Source organism: Clostridium sp. AF34-13 (genome assembly GCF_003477845.1).
Classification (GTDB): Bacteria; Bacillota; Clostridia; order Lachnospirales; family Lachnospiraceae; genus Butyribacter; species Butyribacter intestini.
Genome location: NZ_QUEB01000004.1, coordinates 165,177 through 181,356, shown reverse-complemented (window position 1 = coordinate 181,356; position 16,180 = coordinate 165,177). Strand labels below are relative to the sequence as shown.

The window sequence follows — 16,180 nt, the reverse complement described above, 5'->3', positions numbered from 1 at the left end:
GCTACGAATTCTGCTCAGGCGACAAAGAGTCACAAGCGACTCTTTTTTTGTGGAAAAAGTTGACAAATATTCTTAACTGGCATAAAATATGCTTGTTAAGAATATTTTCATAATTTCATATCAATATTTAAGAAATGAAAACAAACATATTGAAAATACCAACACAGAAAGGAGACAAAAAAGATGAAAAAACAAAAAAATTACAGAAAGGTGGCTGCTGTCGGCAGATATTTTGCGATGGCTTTTGCGGTGGTGCTTTTATGTATGATATCGCAGAGCATATCAACGATACACGCCGATGCAAAAGTGACATTTGACATTACGGCTGACGGTGTGTTAAAAGGGATTGACGGCACGGCGGCAGTGATAAAAGTGCCTGATGGGGTTAAGGAGATAGATGGCTATGCTTTTTCGGGAAATAAAACGATAGAACAGATTATACTGCCCGATTCAGTACAAAAACTGCCACATTCATGTTTTGCTGAGTGCTCTAATCTTGCTGTTATAAATATGCCAAACAGTATTAAAGAGATAGGTGACTGGGCATTTCATGGCTGCAGCAGTCTGCAGATGATAGACCTTTCTAAGACAAAGATATAAAGTATAGGTGACTCGATGTTTTGGTCATGTGCTAATCTGACGGAGGTTAAGCTGCCTGACAGTATAAAAGTAATTGCAAAAAGTTCATTTGCATATTGTGGAAAACTTGGTAAGATAAATTTTCCGGAAGGGCTTCGCTATATAGGGGATAGTGCTTTTGACCACACATCTGCATTAAATACTGTTGAACTTCCAGAGAGTCTTCGCTATATAGGAAGTGGCGCATTTGGTTATAGTGGTTTAAAAGGAACACTTATAATTCCGGCGGGGATTGCAAATTTGCAGAGCTATACATTTGCAATTTGTCCTGGATTAAGTGTAGTAAAAATTACTGATGGAACAAAATATATAAACAGTTATGCACTGGATTTAAGAGACCGTTTGGGTGGATCTTCACATAAAACATATTTTATTCCGCCATCTGTAGATTATTTTAATGATACTAGCTTAACTTGTGCAGAGGAACATACTATTTATGGAATAAAAGGTTCATTTGCTTCAAATGCAACAAAGATAAAAGAGGAGTGGAAATTTCAGGAAGTAGCATATAATTCAAAAGTCGTATTTGATGCAAGCGGTGGTACGGTTTCTGAAACTTCAAAGGAGCTTGTTAAGGGACAGGGATTTGGTCTGCTCCCTACACCAAAGCTTGCAGGCTGGACTTTTAAGGGTTGGTATTCCGATGATAAATTTAAGAGAAAGGTCGTGAGCACAACAATAGTAAATAAAGACAATTATACACTTTATGCAAAGTGGGAGAAAGAAGAAAAGACAGAGCTTGTCTATCAGGGAGATGACTCTGACTTTGTTATTGAGGACGGCGTGCTTGAAAAATATCAGGGAAATGAACCTGTTGTTATCATACCTGATACAGTAAAAGAGATAGGATATGGAGCATTTGCTGGAAATAAAACAGTGTTAAAAGTTATTATGCCTGACAGTGTTGAAAAGATGGATAAAGCTGTATTTGATGGATGTGAAAATCTTATGCAAATCAGATTTTCACACAGTTTAAAGGAGATACCGGCACATACTTGTTCAGGCTGTTTGGCATTAGAAAAGGTAATCATTCCTGAGGGAGTTATAACTATAGGTGATTGTGCATTTAATTCCGGAGATATTCCTATGAGTTATTCGGAGATTAAATTTCCAGAAACATTAAAATCTATTGAAATGGATGCATTTAGAAATAATGACAGTGTTACAAAGATAAGTCTTCCTGATGGGCTTGAGTCAATAGGAACATGTGCGTTTGCAAAGAATACATCACTTGTAAAAGTGTCTTTTGGTGACGGTATTACAGAACTTTCGGAGGGTGTGTTTGCAGGAGATACAATTTTAAAAAATGTCGCATTGCCATATGGATTTGAGAGTATAGGAAGATTTGCTTTTGAGGAAGATGGAAGAATTGAAGAACTTTATATTCCTGAGACAGTGGAAAACATCCAGAGTTCTATGCTTAGAGATGTAAAATCAACTGTAACTATATATAGTTCAAGACATGATGCGTCAGGTGATAACAGTGCAGCATATGATTATGTTGAGTCTGTTAATTCACAGGGCGGCGATTTGAAATGCAAATTTTCAGAAGTTCAGATGGGAACAGTTTCTTTTGACTTAACTACGGCTGGTACAGGCTATGCTGATAAAACTAAGGCGATAGGTCACGAGTACGGTTCACTTCCTGTGCCTGAAAAAGACGGATATGATTTTGTCGGCTGGAGTGAGAGTGCTGACGGCAATAATATTATTACTGCATTTGACAGGTTAAAGACTCCGACAGTTACGCTCTATGCCATCTGGAGTAAGCAGGTGACGGAACAGGAGGGAACACCGACGAGAATTCCTTTAAGCGAGGAAGAACAGGAAAAAGATATTGTTTATACAGAGATAAATTCTGTTGCAGATTTCATTAAGATAAGAGAAAATCTTAGCGGCAATTATAAACTTATGAGCGATATTGACCTTTCAAAAGTTACAAAAGATGATAAAAATGTAGGAAAACTTGGCTGGATTCCTTTTGGATATGGTACTGACGGAAAGTGGCAGGGCTCATTCAGCGGTATATTTGACGGAAACGGTCACAGTATTTCGGGACTTACAATGAAAGGAAATACTGACGGTTCAAAAAATGGCGAGACACCTTATACTTCAACTGGTCTGTTTGGCAGAGTTGAGGGTGGAAAGCTGAAAAATGTAAACATAAATGATGCAGATATCACAGTAAGCAATGCCGCTACAGGATGTTGTATCCACACGGGAATACTTGCCGGATTTGTTGACAGTGACGAGGAGACAGGTGCAAATGCTTCTGTAGAGAATGTAAGTGTAAGCGGAAAAGTTATCTTCTCATCACCGAAACAGACAGTCGAGAAAAACCTTGCAGTCGGCGGAATTATAGGATATGCAGGAAAGGCAGACATAACAAATTGCACAAACAACGCATTTGTGGGCTATGAGTCAAAAGAACAGGAAATGCCTGTAAATCCTACATCGAGATTTCTTGGTGGAATTACGGGATATTTGCAGCGTGGAAATATCACATCCTGTGTAAATAAGGGAAATGTTGTATCATACCGCTGTTATTTTGGAAATTATAATGCAGGTGGAGATATTATAGACAGTGCGTTGAGCGGACTTAATTGCTACAATGCTTCAGGCGGAATATGCGGTGTTGCCGCACAGGACGGACTTATACAGAAATGCTACAATATTGCAAAGGTTGACACTTATACAAGCAATACATATTCATTGTTCGACTTTACAACAAATTCATATTCAAACACTATGTCAGGCGGAATATGTGGAGCATTATATCTCAGCACGCAGGTAAAAAACTGCTACAATACAGGTGACATACACAGTTATGTAAACAGAGATACTACTATAGTTTCACCTGATGCGGGGGATAGTATTTTTGACTCAATTATGAAGAAACTTGACGAGATGACACCGACAGTGCCGTTCCAGAACGCGATAGCATATGCAGCCGGAATTGTGGGCTACTCGACTGGTTCATCTTCCGGACCTGTTGCATATTGTTTTAACACAGGTAAGATACAGGGCGATAACAAGCATACATACCCTATACTCTGCGGTTCAGTGCCGGTATTCTACTCAGTATATGAACAGCAAAAGGATTTAGAGGGCAACGACCTCTATACAAGGGGAGCAGAGTCATGTGATGACAAGAACTCAACAACAACAGCAAGAACAACTGATGAGTTAAAATCAGAAGATGCGTTCAGAGGTTTTGATTTCACAAATGTGTGGGTATCTGCCGAGGAGACTGGACTTTCATATCCTCAGCTTTATGACAATATGGAAAATGAGATAACAGATGTGAAATATCAGGCAGACGGACTTAAGACAGAGTATAAATATGGTGAAAAACTTGACCTCTCAGGACTTAAGATATCGTACAAATTAAACGGAAAGACCATCACAAAGACCGTTCCTGATGACAAGGAATGTGATTATGACAGATTTAAAGAGGGTACGCAGAAGATAACAATAAATTATTGCAATGTGCCATACACATTTAATGTAAAAGTGGCAGAGAAACTTTATAAGGTAATATTCACCGACAGTGACGGAAAGACAGTTATTGCCGAACAGGAATTAAAGAAAGGGCAGGATGCCACGGCTCCTGAAGCACCTGCAAAAGAGGGCTATGAATTTACCGGCTGGGATAGAAGCTTTACAAATGTGACAAGAGATATAGTTGTAAAAGCAGTCTATACAAAACTTTATAAAGTAACATTTAAGTCAAAAGACGGTCAGACGGAACTTAAGGTTCAGTATGTAAGAAGCGGTGAAGCGGCAGAGGCACCGGAAGCACCTGAAATAGAGGGTTATACATTCTCACGCTGGAGTGATGACTTTACAAGTGTTTATCGTGATATGGTGATAACAGCTTACTATGACATAATAGCCACACCGAAACCGACAAAAACACCTGCACCGACAAAAACACCTGCACCGACAAAAACACCTGCACCGACAAAGACTCCAAAACCGACGAGTACACCAAAGCCGACGAAAACACCTAAACCGACGGCGACAGTAAAACCAACAGGTACAGCGTCACCAAATGAAAGCTCAAATCCGGATGAGACAGTAAAACCAACGGAAACACCGGCTCAGACGGTGACACCTACAAAAAATCCAAATGCCACGGCATCACCAACAAAAACACCGCTTAAGAAAAATCAGACAGTAAAACCTGTCAAAAATAACAAAAAGTCGGATGCTGCATCTTACAAAGTAACAGATGTAAAGAAGAAAACCGTAACATACAGTAAGACAAAGACAACATCCAAAAAAGCGGTAGTACCTGATACGATAACCGTAAACGGCACAAAACTTAAAGTAACGGCGGTAGGTGCAAGTGCATTTGCAGGAAATAAAAAGATAAAAACCGTAACATTAGGAAAGAACATAACAAAGATTGGTACAAAGGCATTTTACAAAGCAAGAAATCTCAGTCAGATAACAGTAAATGGAAATACCATAAAATCAATCGGAAAGAATGCTTTCAGCGGAGTAAAGAAAAACTGTAAGATAACAGTTCGGGCAAAAGATAAGAAACAGTACAACAAAATTGTCAAGCTGATAAAGAAAGCAGGGGCAAAGAAAGTTAAGTTTGCTTACAAAAAGAAGAAATAGGGCTTCGCTGACAAAGATAAGGCTTTTGATACGGAAGTTAGAAATTGCGAAAAATAAACTTTAAATGATTAAGCAAGGAGTAGCATACTAAGAAAATCAACAGTGTGCTGCTCCTTTACTAACATATAGAAAAATGCTCGTAATGTAGAGTGGCTGCCAAGACAAAATGCTGGTTTTGCCCTTTTATATTATGGGGCAAGGTAAGATTGATGCTGTCTGACAAATTATGCACTATAGACTGGCTGCTGTGTTTTACATCATTAAAATTTTTAATATTTTATCTAAAATCACGAAAATGATAATGGAAAATAAACAAAATTTTGTCTAAAGTTTTCAAATCTTATCAAATCTCATTATTTTGGGATTTTTATCGTGAAAAGTACACAAAAAATAAGGGACAATATGTGAAAAATACAGATTGAAATAAGTAAATATAATTGTTATTATCTCAAAAAAGAAATATTGATTTTTAAATACAAACAAAATATAATGAAAGGAAGAAAAACATTTATGGGGAAGATTGATGTAGCGACAAAACAATATATGTCGCATGAAAATGTAATTGCAGAAATTGGGGAAATGAATACGGAAATAAAAAATGCAATTATTGCGGCAGATGATAAAACACAGTATGATATTTATGCAAAGAGATTACTTGCACAAAAAAGCATACTTGCAAACATATTAGTAAAAACTGTGGCTGAATTTAAGGATATGGATCCAAGTGAAGTGGAAAAATATATTGAGGGTGAGCCGGAAATTGGGATTATCCCGATAGAGCCGGGGGTGACAAATGTGCAAAAAACAGATGAACAGGGACAGAGAATAACAGGTTTTAATACGGAAAATGCTGAAATCAATGAGGGCATGATAAGATTTGATATAGTTTTTTATGTCAGGATACCATCAACGGATAATGAAGAAAACAGATTATTGAAGATTATAGTAAATGTAGAATGTCAAAAAGATGAACCAACAGCATATAGCATATTAAACAGGGCAATCTTTTATGTGAGCAGACTTATATCATCACAAAAAGAAAGAGATTTTGCAAATTCAAACTATGATGACATAAAACAGGTATTCAGCATATGGGTTTGTATGAATATGAAATATAACAGTATGACACATATTCATCTTACGAAAGACGAAACATTAAAGCCATATGAATGGAAAGGAAATCTTGATTTATTAAATATCGTGATGATAGGGATAACAAATGAACTTCCGGAAAAAGACGAGCGATATGAACTGCATCGTTTGATTTGTGCATTGCTTTCAAATCAAGTACAAGGAAATCAAAAATTTGATATTCTTGAGAAAGAGTATAATATTCCGACCAATACAGAGTTAAGAGAGGATGTGAGTGTTATGTGTAATCTGAGTTTAGGAATAGAAGAAAGAGCAGAGGCAAGAGGTGAGAATAAAAAAAGTGAAAAGGTTGTTATGAATATGTATAAAAAAGGTTATACGACAGAACAGATAATGGATATTGTGGAGTTGGGTGAGGAAGAAATAAAGGATATTATAAAAGCTAATTTACAAGCTGTCAAATAAAAAATCATACCAGTCTTGACAACTTAATAGCACAGGTATATACTATATTTAATTTCAAGGCGGGGTGCGATTCCCCACCGGCGGTATTTTCGTATTTGATGAATAAGCCCGCAAGCCTTTACAGGCATGATTTGGTGAGATTCCAAAGCCGACAGTATAGTCTGGATGAGAGAAATTAGATATACAGTTTATGTATAATATTTATTTTGATAGTATCAGATTTGATTATATTAAAATATCTTATAGAATTTATCTTATAAAAACCTTGAAATTTTTCAGGGTTTTTCTTTTTTATGTATAGTAAAATGCTTGTTCAGAAAAACCCCGTAAAAATTACAAAAGTGTGCATACTTTTTGATACATAAATACGAACACTTATGTATTTGTTATATGTTGGAGAATGTATGGTATGGAAAAAGTTATTTTTAATACTATACATAAAAAGTGTGCATAAATGGAGGTATATATGGATGAAAAGTATATGCGGCGTGCTATAGAACTTGCCGCAAAAGGTGTCGGAAAGGTTTCTCCTAATCCTCTTGTCGGAGCAGTTATAGTTAAGGACGGCAAAGTGATAGCAGAAGGCTATCATGCAAAATACGGTGCTCTTCATGCAGAGAGAGATGCTTTTTCAAAGTTAAGAGAGAGTGCAAAGGGAGCGGATATGTATGTGACATTGGAACCGTGCTGTCACTATGGAAAACAGCCGCCCTGCACACAAGCGATTATCGAGAATGGCATTAAAAATGTTTATGTTGGTTCTGATGACCCAAATGAGCTTGTTGCGGGAAAAGGCATAAAGCAGCTTAAAGATGCCGGTATAAATGTTGTGACAGGAGTTTTGAAATCAGAGTGTGATGCTCTAAATCCCGTGTTTTTCTACTACATAACCCATAAAACACCATATGTCGTGATGAAATATGCGATGACGCTCGATGGAAAAACGGCGTGTGACAATGGCGAAAGCAGATGGATAACCTCAGAAACGGCTAGAGAAAATGTGCAATATACTAGAAATGCACTTAAAGGAATAATGGTGGGTGTAGGAACTGTTATCAATGATAACCCAAATCTCACCTGCCGTATTGATGGAGGTGTAAATCCCGTCCGTATAATATGTGACAGCAATTTGAGAACACCAAAAGATTGCAACATCGTTAGGACTGCATTTGAAGTTCCAACTATCATAGCTACTGTTTCAGAAGATGAAAAACTTATTAAATTTTTTGAACAGCAGGGGATAGATGTCCTAAAGACAGCAAAACAGGATAACAGAGTTGACCTTTGTGACCTTATGTTAAAACTCGGTGAGAGAAAAATAGACGGCTTGCTGCTTGAGGGCGGTGGAACATTAAATATGAATGCATTAAAAGCAGGAATAGTAAATCACATTCAGGCATATATAGCACCAAAAATATTTGGCGGGAGTGGCATATACAACCCGGTGAAAGGTGAAAGCGTGGCGGTTCCGTCAGAGGCATATATATGTAAAAATATGAATATTACGCATATAGGTGATGATATTCTTATAGACTGTGATATTTAAAAGGCTGTTATGAAAACAAAATAATGAGTTTTAAACATATATAAGATATGTTTAAATAGTTAAAAACAGAAAGAAGTGATTAAAATTTTTACCGGAATAGTTGAGGAAACAGGGAAAATAGAATCGGTTGCAAATGGTAATAAATCTGCCATTATTACTATAATTGCAGACAAAGTGCTTAAAGGCACTAAAATCGGTGACAGCATAGCGGTGAACGGAGTGTGCCTTACGGTTACTTCAATAAGCGGAAATAAATTTACGGCTGATGTTATGGCTGAGACGATAAGACGAAGTTCTCTTGGTACTTTAAAACATGGAAGCAAAGTCAATCTTGAACGGGCGATGGCAGCTGACGGCAGATTTGGCGGTCATATAGTGTCGGGTCATATTGACGGCACAGGAGTTATACGCTCACTGGAGCGTGAGGATAATGCCGTATGGGTTGAGATAGAGACACCTGACAAACTGCTCAAATATATTGTTGAAAAGGGTTCTATTGCAATCGATGGCATAAGTCTCACGGTGGCAAAACTTACGGATGACAGTTTTTCGGTATCGGTGATACCACACACTGGTGAGGAGACAACACTTCTTGCCAAGAAACCGGGGGATATTGTAAATCTTGAGAATGATATAGTAGGAAAATATGTTGAGAGACTGATGAATTTTAACACTTCACAAAAATCACCGTTTGACAACAAAACTGACAGAAGTACAAATAGTAAAATAACAATGGATTTTCTTGCCGAAAACGGCTTTTGATACTATGCATAAAAATGTATGCAGAAAGAGAGGTTTAAAATGGATAATAAATTTAATAGTATTGATGAGATTTTAGAGGATATAAAAAACGGCAAAATAGTAGTCATGATAGATGATGAGGACAGAGAAAATGAGGGCGATGTAATATGTGCCGCTGAGTTTGCCACAAATGAAAATGTAAACTTTATGGCAAGTTACGCAAAAGGACTTATCTGTATGCCAATGTCTGAGGAATATACCGAAAAGTTTTTGCTGCCACAGATGTGTGAAGTAAACACGGATAATCACTGTACGGCATTTACTGTTTCAATAGACCATGTTGACACAAAAACCGGTATTTCGGCATATGAGCGTTCAATAACGGCAATGAAGTTTGTTGAGGATGATGCAAAGCCGTCTGATTTCAGAACACCGGGTCATATGTTCCCGTTAAAAGCAAAGAAAGGCGGTGTTTTGGAGAGAAACGGTCATACCGAAGCTACGGTGGATATTGTAAGACTTGCGGGACTTAAGCCAGTCGGACTTTGCTGCGAGATAATGAAAGATGACGGAACAATGGCAAGAACACCTGACCTTGTGGAGTTTGCAAAAAAACATGAACTTAAAATAGGAACGATAGCAGATCTTGTGCAGTACAGAAAAGAACATGAGGTTCTCGTGGAATGTGTTGCAAAAGCAAAGATGCCTACAAGATACGGTGAATTTACAATTTATGGTTATGTAAATAAATTAAACGGTGAACATCATGTTGCCCTTGTAAAAGGTGACATAACGGACGGTAAACCAGTTCTTTGCAGAGTACATTCAGAGTGTCTTACGGGAGATGCTTTAGGCTCTGCAAGATGTGACTGCGGCCAGCAGTATGACGCTGCGATGAAGATGATAGCAAAAGAGGGCAGAGGAGTATTGCTCTATATGCGTCAGGAGGGCAGAGGAATAGGACTTATAAATAAGATAAGAGCCTATGAACTTCAGGATAAAGGGCGTGATACGGTCGAGGCAAATCTTGAACTCGGATTTCCGGAAGATGCGAGAGATTATACGATAGGAACGCAGATACTTGTAGACCTCGGTATCCATGAACTTAAACTTATGACAAACAATCCGTTAAAGGTTTACGGACTTGCGGGTTACAACCTTAAGATAGTAGAAAGAGTCCCTATTGAAATGGAACCCGGCAAATACGATATGTTCTATCTTAAAACGAAAAAAGAGAAGATGGGACACCTGCTAAATATATGATATAAGTATTATCATTTCGCTAAGAAAATAATTAATTATAGAAATTTAGATATTTGCATAATTAACATAGCATATAAATAGTTTCGCAATCACTTAATCATCTATTATAAAAATTAAAGATAAGGAGATAAAAATTATGAGAACATTAGAGGGAAATTTAGTTGCAGCAGAAGGAATGAAAGTTGGTATTATTGGAGCGAGATTTAATGAATTTATCGTTTCCAAACTTATCTCAGGTGCAAGAGACGGTCTTGTGCGTCACGGTGTTGAGGATGACAATATCACATTTGCATGGGTACCGGGAGCTTTTGAAATTCCTGTTATTGCTAAGAAAATGGCTATGTCAGGAAAATATGATGCCGTTATATGTCTTGGTGCTGTTATAAGAGGTGCAACAAGCCACTATGACCTTGTGTGCAATGAAGCTGCAAAGGGAATTGCAAGTGTATCACTTGAATCAGGGATACCGGTACTTTTCGGTGTTGTCACAACAGACAATATTGAGCAGGCGATAGAGAGAGCCGGAACAAAGGCAGGAAACAAAGGCTATGACTGTGCACTTAGTGCTATTGAAATGGCAAATTTGACAAAACAGTTATAATCATCTAAAATACCCATAGTTATTATTGTTTAAATTTTTCACACCAAAGATTTGTGTCTGTGCACACTTGACACAAACTTGATTAAAAAATATGTGCAGAAATGAGGAATAAAATGTTTCAAAATTTATATCCCAGTGAGGATTATGACTCGGCGTACCAAATAGACTATGAGGGTTTTTATGATAAGGGTTATCGAGGAATACTCTTTGATGTTGACAATACTCTGGTGGAGCATGACCAGCCGGTTACGCTTCCTGCTATCGAGTTGTTTGAAAATCTCAAGGAGATGGGTTTTAAAACATGTATCATATCAAATAACAAGGACTATAGGGTGAAGCCGCTTGCTGATGCATTAGAGTCTGAGTATGTATATAAAGCCGGAAAGCCATCAAAAGCAGGCTATGAAAAGGGTATGGAGATTATGGGAACAAACCGTGAAAATACTCTTTTTATAGGCGACCAGATTTTTACAGACATCTGGGGGGCAAATAAAGCAGGTATTCATTCAATACTTGTAAAACCGATAGCAAAGCATGAAGAAATTCAGATAGTGCTTAAACGCAAGTTAGAAAAGATAGTACTTGGCGAATACAATAAGACAAAAAGAAAGGCTCAGGCTTAGCATAATAACTGTTTAAGGCTTAATAAAAAAGAGCAAAACCAGCTTAACATACAAAAATATAAAGAGATAGAAAAACATAGTATAATATTGCTTTTCTATCTCTTTTTGCCTGCCATATATAAAGTATTAGGCAAGATAGTATTCTGCGGTATCAGTTAAATACAAAATTTTTATATCAAACATAGTGAAAATATTTATATATATTATGTATTATACAATATGCAGAAATCTCTCTACTTTTGCTGATATTATCCACGGTGCCGGCTGCTGCTTGAACATATTATTACTTTCTAAGGTTGATACACTTACCTGTATTATCTCAGGATTTATTATGCCAAAGGGTTCTAAAGTATTTTTTATACCTGCTGCCACTGTAAAATCAAGTGTATAGATTACTATACGGACTTTTGGATTTACCCTTATAAAATAATCGAGTTCCTGATCCATGCTTGCAGATGCTACCATAAAAATAACATCCGGTACGGGACAGTCTTTCATGGTTTTCTCATCGACATGGTCGACAATATTTATATTGTGCAGACAGAAGTGTTCGATATTGTCCTCAAGAGTGTTTCTGTCTGCACTGCTGTACTCAACGGCTGTAACATTGCCCTCAGATGCGAGCATAGCTGCTTCTATGGCGATACTCTCTCCACTTATAACACAGATATTATCCTGTGGTGCTATAGTCATTTTATTTAGAATGATAGAACGTATCTCACTTCCTACATAATGTATAGAGCCTTTTTGGAAAAGCTCATTTGAAAGTCCTATCTTTGCCGTATTTCTTGCGGCTTTATTGATTATCAGCATACCTGCTGATGCATTTATGCCACGGTTTATCATATCGGAAACCTTTTTGTGATAGATTTTGCCAATGGGGACATTGCCTTCGTTAAACCATACCTCACAATCACCTAGTCCTGCGTTCCAAAGACGATAAAATATATCATCATCGCCAGCCTTTGTAAAGACGAGTGTTGTCCTGTGGGCTTCGACTGTTGGAACAACATTTTTATTTTTTCTTGTAATATCAAGAATTTTTACATGTTCAAGGTCGATAAGTGTACCGTTTGAAAAAAAGTTAAGCCATGCAAGAATCGTTTCATTTGAAAAAGTGTTATTATCCATACCTTAAATTCACCTCATTGATATTTAATTTGAAAATTGATATTTAATTTGTGACAATTTTATAGTATAATCATATGATGTTAGGGTCAAAAGTAGATAGCAATGCATGTTTATGTACAGACCTATATCTGGTGGCTGCCTAAACATCATCATGTAATCATGAGAAAATATGAATAATGTATAAATTTCTCATGATTGGTAAGTTTGATTATTTTACAAAGCTGTATAATATCTGTAAATTTAAGAACTATTATACCACAGATTTGTAATGCTATAAACCCTGTTTTTAGGGTTAATATTGATAATGTTTAAAACATCTGCCAAAGCTGATGGAAAAATAGCCGGTGATTTAACATTAACCGGCATAAAATTAAAATAACCGGAGGATACGGATAATGAGTGAAAAAGTTGAAATGTGGGATATTTATGATAAAGATAAGAAAAGAACCGGACGCACGATGAAAAGAAATGACTGGTCTCTTGAGGATGGAGAATACCATCTTACGGTTCTCGGTGTCATAAAAAGACCTGACGGAAAGTTTCTTATAACAAAGCGTGCAATGGATAAGGCATGGGCACCGGGCTGGTGGGAAATATCAGGCGGAGCAGCTATGGCAGGAGAGGACTCAGAGGATGCAATAAAGAGAGAAATCCTTGAGGAAACGGGGCTTGATGTAAACGGTGCCAAAGGCGGCTTTTTATTCTCATACCACAGGGAAAATCCGTCGGAGGGTGATAATTATTTTGTAGATGTTTACAGATTTGAAATGGATTTTACTGATTCAGATATAAAACTTCAGGATGCAGAGACAAAAGATTTTATGATAACCGATGTAAATAAAATTAAAGAATTTGCAAATGAGGGAATATTTTTACATTATGACAGCATTAAGGAGGCTTTTGAGTAGATATGCGTTACTATTATCCTGATTATTTTAAAGATTTTGTCTGTATTGGAGGAAAAGCCTGTTCAGACAGTTGTTGTCATATATGGCAGATTACCGTTGACAAAAAAACACTTAGAAAGTATAAACATGTTACCGGTGAACTGGGAAAGCGTATGGCAGAGAAGATAGACCAAAAGACCGGAGATATATGTCCACACGGTGAGGAAAACAGATGCGAATTTTTAAACGAGGACAATCTCTGCGACATTGTTGCTAAGCTTGGTGAGGATTACCTTTGTGAGACTTGTTATACGCATCCGCGTCATGAAGAGGTATATCCTGATGTGAGAGAGCGTTCACTTGCGATAACCTGTCCGATAGCGTGCAGACAGCTTCTGGAGAGAAAAGAGCCGGTACGGATAATTTATGAAGACACTGATGAGCCGGGCGATAAAGACAAGAAATTTGACTATGAACTTTTTGATGTTTTACTTAAAACAAGAGACAATCTTTTGAAATTACAGCAGGACAGAGAACTTACAATTTCACAGAGGATGGCTCTCTCTCTCGGAATATCACATGATATAGAAAGACGCATAAGAGCAAAAAGTTTAAGGAATAAAAATACCGGATTTTTAGATAAGCTGTTTGCAAAGAAAAATAGTTTTACTGATGAGGAATTAGGGGATATTGAAAAAATATTAAAATATTATAAAAAGTCAGATGCATTTGAAAAAATGTGCAAAAATATCGAAAAGAGCGAGGAGTCTGACTGGTTTATGTTAGATGACGAGGAGGATAAGAAAAAAATACTCAGCGATATGATATTTACGCTTTGTACTATGGAAGCATTAAAACCTACATGGATTCCGTATCTTCAGAGTGTCCTCAATATAAGGCAGCAGATGGATAACAAGGAATATCTTGAGTCATATAAAGAATTTGAAGCAGTCACGGATGATATTGAGATAGAGCAGTTACTTTTTTATTTCACATATGTTTACTGCTGTCAGTCAGCTTATGACGGAGCACTTCTTGCCAAGATAAAGATGGCTGTTGTCAACACGCTTATCATAAAGGAATTGTGGTTTATGTGCTGGCTTGAAAATGATAAGACTCTTACAATGGAGGACAAGGTTGAATATGCCCATTGGTTTGTGAGGGAGGTCGAAAACTCCGATGAAAATATGGAACAGTGGGACAGCCTTATGCAGAGAAATCCAAGATTTTCACTTGATAATATTTTTAAGCTGCTGTAAAAATGATAAATTCTATTATAAAAATAACAGTCAGATATAAGACTAAATATTTTTAAAATGTTTATATTCGTTTGAAAAAGGTATGCAGACCAGGATTTGCATTTACCTGTAAGAAGTGGTAAATTTAACTGGTCTGTTTATGATGACTGGTGTAAAAGTTCAGATATTACCCCATCTGTTCTTGTTGAAGTCAGAGGGTATAAAGATTTGGCTGAATCGGTAGATTATATGGAAAAGAACCATATATATCCGTTCAAATAAAAAAGAGCAAAACCAGCGTTTTGCTTTTTAATAAAAAATATGAGGTGAATTATGATTTCTAGTGGTATGGTTAATTTGATAATGCAGATGGCGGTTCTCGGTTTTGTGATACCGTTCGTCTTTATTCTGGCATGGAAAGTAAGGACTAAAAAAAGTATAGTTCCGTCATTTGTGGGCATGGGAGTATTTCTTTTGTTTACTTTCTGTTTTGAGTCTGTTCCTAATATGATATTTCTACATACTAAAAATCCAATTTCGGAGTTTATAACCGGAAATGCCATTGCTTATGCATTATATGTAAGTCTGATGGCAGCAGTTTTTGAGGAGGCGGGAAGATTTGTCGCTTTTAAGTTTTTCCTTACTAAACACACAGACGATAATGAGACAGCTATATCATATGGTCTTGGACATGGAGGTATTGAGTGTATAATAGCACTTGGTATTACACAGCTTCAATACTATGCCTATGCTCAGCTTATAAATCAAAATAAAATTGACACAGTCATAAATACATTGCCTGACAAGGCTTCAAAGACCGCAATGACGGAACTTATAAATGCAATAAAGGATATGACTCTTAGTGAAAGCCTGCTTGCAGGTGGACAGAGATTTTTCATAATGTTTTTGCAGGTAGCACTGTCTGTCCTTGTGTTTAAAGCCGTCAGGGAAGTTAATAACAACCGTTATATCGCTATTGCGATAGTATTACATACGTTGGGAAATATACCGGCGGCACTTTACCAGAGGGATGTGTGTCCGAGACTCGGTTCTGAACTGTTTTCAATAGCATATTCTATCGTGGTATGCATTTTTGCTTACAATGTATATAAGAGTCTGCCGAAAAAGAAAACTGTAAGCAAAGAAAAAGATTTTGATATTGCAGGAAAGAAACTCGGATGAAATACCGTGAGCGGCATTAAAAATATCTGTAAAATATTTTTGAGAAGGTATGTCAAAATAGTTTGTTGGAAAACAGATGTCAAAAATTAAGAATTTTGTAAAAAACATGTAAGGTTCACACATTGACAAAAACGGCAGAATAC

13 protein-coding genes and 1 riboswitch are annotated in these 16,180 nt (G+C 36.9%); of the genes, 12 read left to right on the top strand and 1 reads right to left on the bottom strand.

The window, feature by feature from the left end; translation table 11 throughout:
- Positions 1-183 precede the first annotated feature (183 nt).
- The 8 genes from DWZ63_RS05170 (at position 184) to DWZ63_RS05135 (ending at position 11,599) form a co-directional block, all read left to right on the top strand.
- The gene (locus DWZ63_RS05170; protein WP_118498967.1) at positions 184-600 is read left to right on the top strand and encodes a leucine-rich repeat domain-containing protein; all 417 of its coding nucleotides are present in this window, start codon (positions 184-186) and stop codon (positions 598-600) included.
- 3 nt (positions 601-603) lie between these two features.
- The gene (locus tag DWZ63_RS05165; protein WP_347474830.1) at positions 604-5,268 is read left to right on the top strand and encodes a leucine-rich repeat protein; all 4,665 of its coding nucleotides are present in this window, start codon (positions 604-606) and stop codon (positions 5,266-5,268) included.
- A gap of 510 nt (positions 5,269-5,778) precedes the next feature.
- Complete coding sequence (locus DWZ63_RS05160) at positions 5,779-6,825, top strand: hypothetical protein (RefSeq protein WP_330672321.1); 1,047 nt, start codon at positions 5,779-5,781, stop codon at positions 6,823-6,825.
- 46 nt (positions 6,826-6,871) lie between these two features.
- Positions 6,872-7,006, top strand: a riboswitch (FMN riboswitch).
- 285 nt (positions 7,007-7,291) lie between these two features.
- Complete coding sequence (gene ribD, locus DWZ63_RS05155; RefSeq protein WP_243020486.1) at positions 7,292-8,371, top strand: bifunctional diaminohydroxyphosphoribosylaminopyrimidine deaminase/5-amino-6-(5-phosphoribosylamino)uracil reductase RibD; 1,080 nt, start codon at positions 7,292-7,294, stop codon at positions 8,369-8,371.
- An 84-nt stretch (positions 8,372-8,455) separates the two neighbouring features.
- The gene (gene ribE, locus DWZ63_RS05150; protein ID WP_055943019.1) at positions 8,456-9,133 is read left to right on the top strand and encodes a riboflavin synthase; all 678 of its coding nucleotides are present in this window, start codon (positions 8,456-8,458) and stop codon (positions 9,131-9,133) included.
- 39 nt (positions 9,134-9,172) lie between these two features.
- On the top strand, positions 9,173-10,375 hold the full coding sequence (locus DWZ63_RS05145; RefSeq protein ID WP_022015401.1) for a bifunctional 3,4-dihydroxy-2-butanone-4-phosphate synthase/GTP cyclohydrolase II: 1,203 nt from the start codon (positions 9,173-9,175) through the stop codon (positions 10,373-10,375).
- A 136-nt stretch (positions 10,376-10,511) separates the two neighbouring features.
- Positions 10,512-10,976 (top strand): 6,7-dimethyl-8-ribityllumazine synthase, encoded by a 465-nt coding sequence (gene ribE, locus DWZ63_RS05140; protein WP_022015400.1) that lies wholly within the window; start codon positions 10,512-10,514, stop codon positions 10,974-10,976.
- Positions 10,977-11,089: 113 nt separating this feature from the next.
- Complete coding sequence (locus DWZ63_RS05135) at positions 11,090-11,599, top strand: YqeG family HAD IIIA-type phosphatase (protein ID WP_022015399.1); 510 nt, start codon at positions 11,090-11,092, stop codon at positions 11,597-11,599.
- A gap of 210 nt (positions 11,600-11,809) precedes the next feature.
- On the opposite strand, the gene DWZ63_RS05130 is transcribed toward DWZ63_RS05135, so the two are convergent.
- Positions 11,810-12,730 (bottom strand): precorrin-6B methylase, encoded by a 921-nt coding sequence (locus DWZ63_RS05130; protein WP_118498961.1) that lies wholly within the window; start codon positions 12,728-12,730, stop codon positions 11,810-11,812.
- A 395-nt stretch (positions 12,731-13,125) separates the two neighbouring features.
- Between DWZ63_RS05130 and DWZ63_RS05125 the strand changes: the two genes are divergently transcribed.
- The 4 genes from DWZ63_RS05125 to DWZ63_RS05115 all read left to right on the top strand — a co-directional run bounded on the left by DWZ63_RS05125 (position 13,126) and on the right by DWZ63_RS05115 (position 16,037).
- On the top strand, positions 13,126-13,638 hold the full coding sequence (locus tag DWZ63_RS05125) for an NUDIX domain-containing protein (RefSeq protein WP_055941979.1): 513 nt from the start codon (positions 13,126-13,128) through the stop codon (positions 13,636-13,638).
- Between the two features lie 2 nt (positions 13,639-13,640).
- A complete protein-coding gene (fliB, locus tag DWZ63_RS05120; RefSeq protein ID WP_118498959.1) occupies positions 13,641-14,876 on the top strand; it encodes a flagellin lysine-N-methylase in 1,236 nt (411 codons plus the stop codon).
- Positions 14,877-14,972: 96 nt separating this feature from the next.
- Entirely contained in the window at positions 14,973-15,137 is a 165-nt protein-coding gene (locus tag DWZ63_RS15640; protein ID WP_156335799.1) for a hypothetical protein, read from the top strand.
- 51 nt (positions 15,138-15,188) lie between these two features.
- Positions 15,189-16,037, top strand: coding sequence for a YhfC family glutamic-type intramembrane protease (locus DWZ63_RS05115; RefSeq protein ID WP_022015395.1), 849 nt, complete (start codon positions 15,189-15,191; stop codon positions 16,035-16,037).
- The last annotated feature ends 143 nt before the right edge of the window (positions 16,038-16,180 follow it).

Bases quoted from the DNA above. Each gene is read 5' to 3' on its own strand.
- DWZ63_RS05160 (WP_330672321.1), top strand. From the start codon at position 5,779: ATGGGGAAGATTGATGTAGCGACAAAACAATATATGTCGCATGAAAAT.
- fliB (WP_118498959.1), top strand. From the start codon at position 13,641: ATGCGTTACTATTATCCTGATTATTTTAAAGATTTTGTCTGTATTGGA.
- ribE (WP_022015400.1), top strand. From the start codon at position 10,512: ATGAGAACATTAGAGGGAAATTTAGTTGCAGCAGAAGGAATGAAAGTT.
- ribD (WP_243020486.1), top strand. From the start codon at position 7,292: ATGGATGAAAAGTATATGCGGCGTGCTATAGAACTTGCCGCAAAAGGT.
- DWZ63_RS05145 (WP_022015401.1), top strand. From the start codon at position 9,173: ATGGATAATAAATTTAATAGTATTGATGAGATTTTAGAGGATATAAAA.
- DWZ63_RS05125 (WP_055941979.1), top strand. From the start codon at position 13,126: ATGAGTGAAAAAGTTGAAATGTGGGATATTTATGATAAAGATAAGAAA.
- DWZ63_RS05135 (WP_022015399.1), top strand. From the start codon at position 11,090: ATGTTTCAAAATTTATATCCCAGTGAGGATTATGACTCGGCGTACCAA.
- DWZ63_RS05130 (WP_118498961.1), bottom strand. From the start codon at position 12,730: ATGGATAATAACACTTTTTCAAATGAAACGATTCTTGCATGGCTTAAC.
- DWZ63_RS05170 (WP_118498967.1), top strand. From the start codon at position 184: ATGAAAAAACAAAAAAATTACAGAAAGGTGGCTGCTGTCGGCAGATAT.
- DWZ63_RS05115 (WP_022015395.1), top strand. From the start codon at position 15,189: ATGATTTCTAGTGGTATGGTTAATTTGATAATGCAGATGGCGGTTCTC.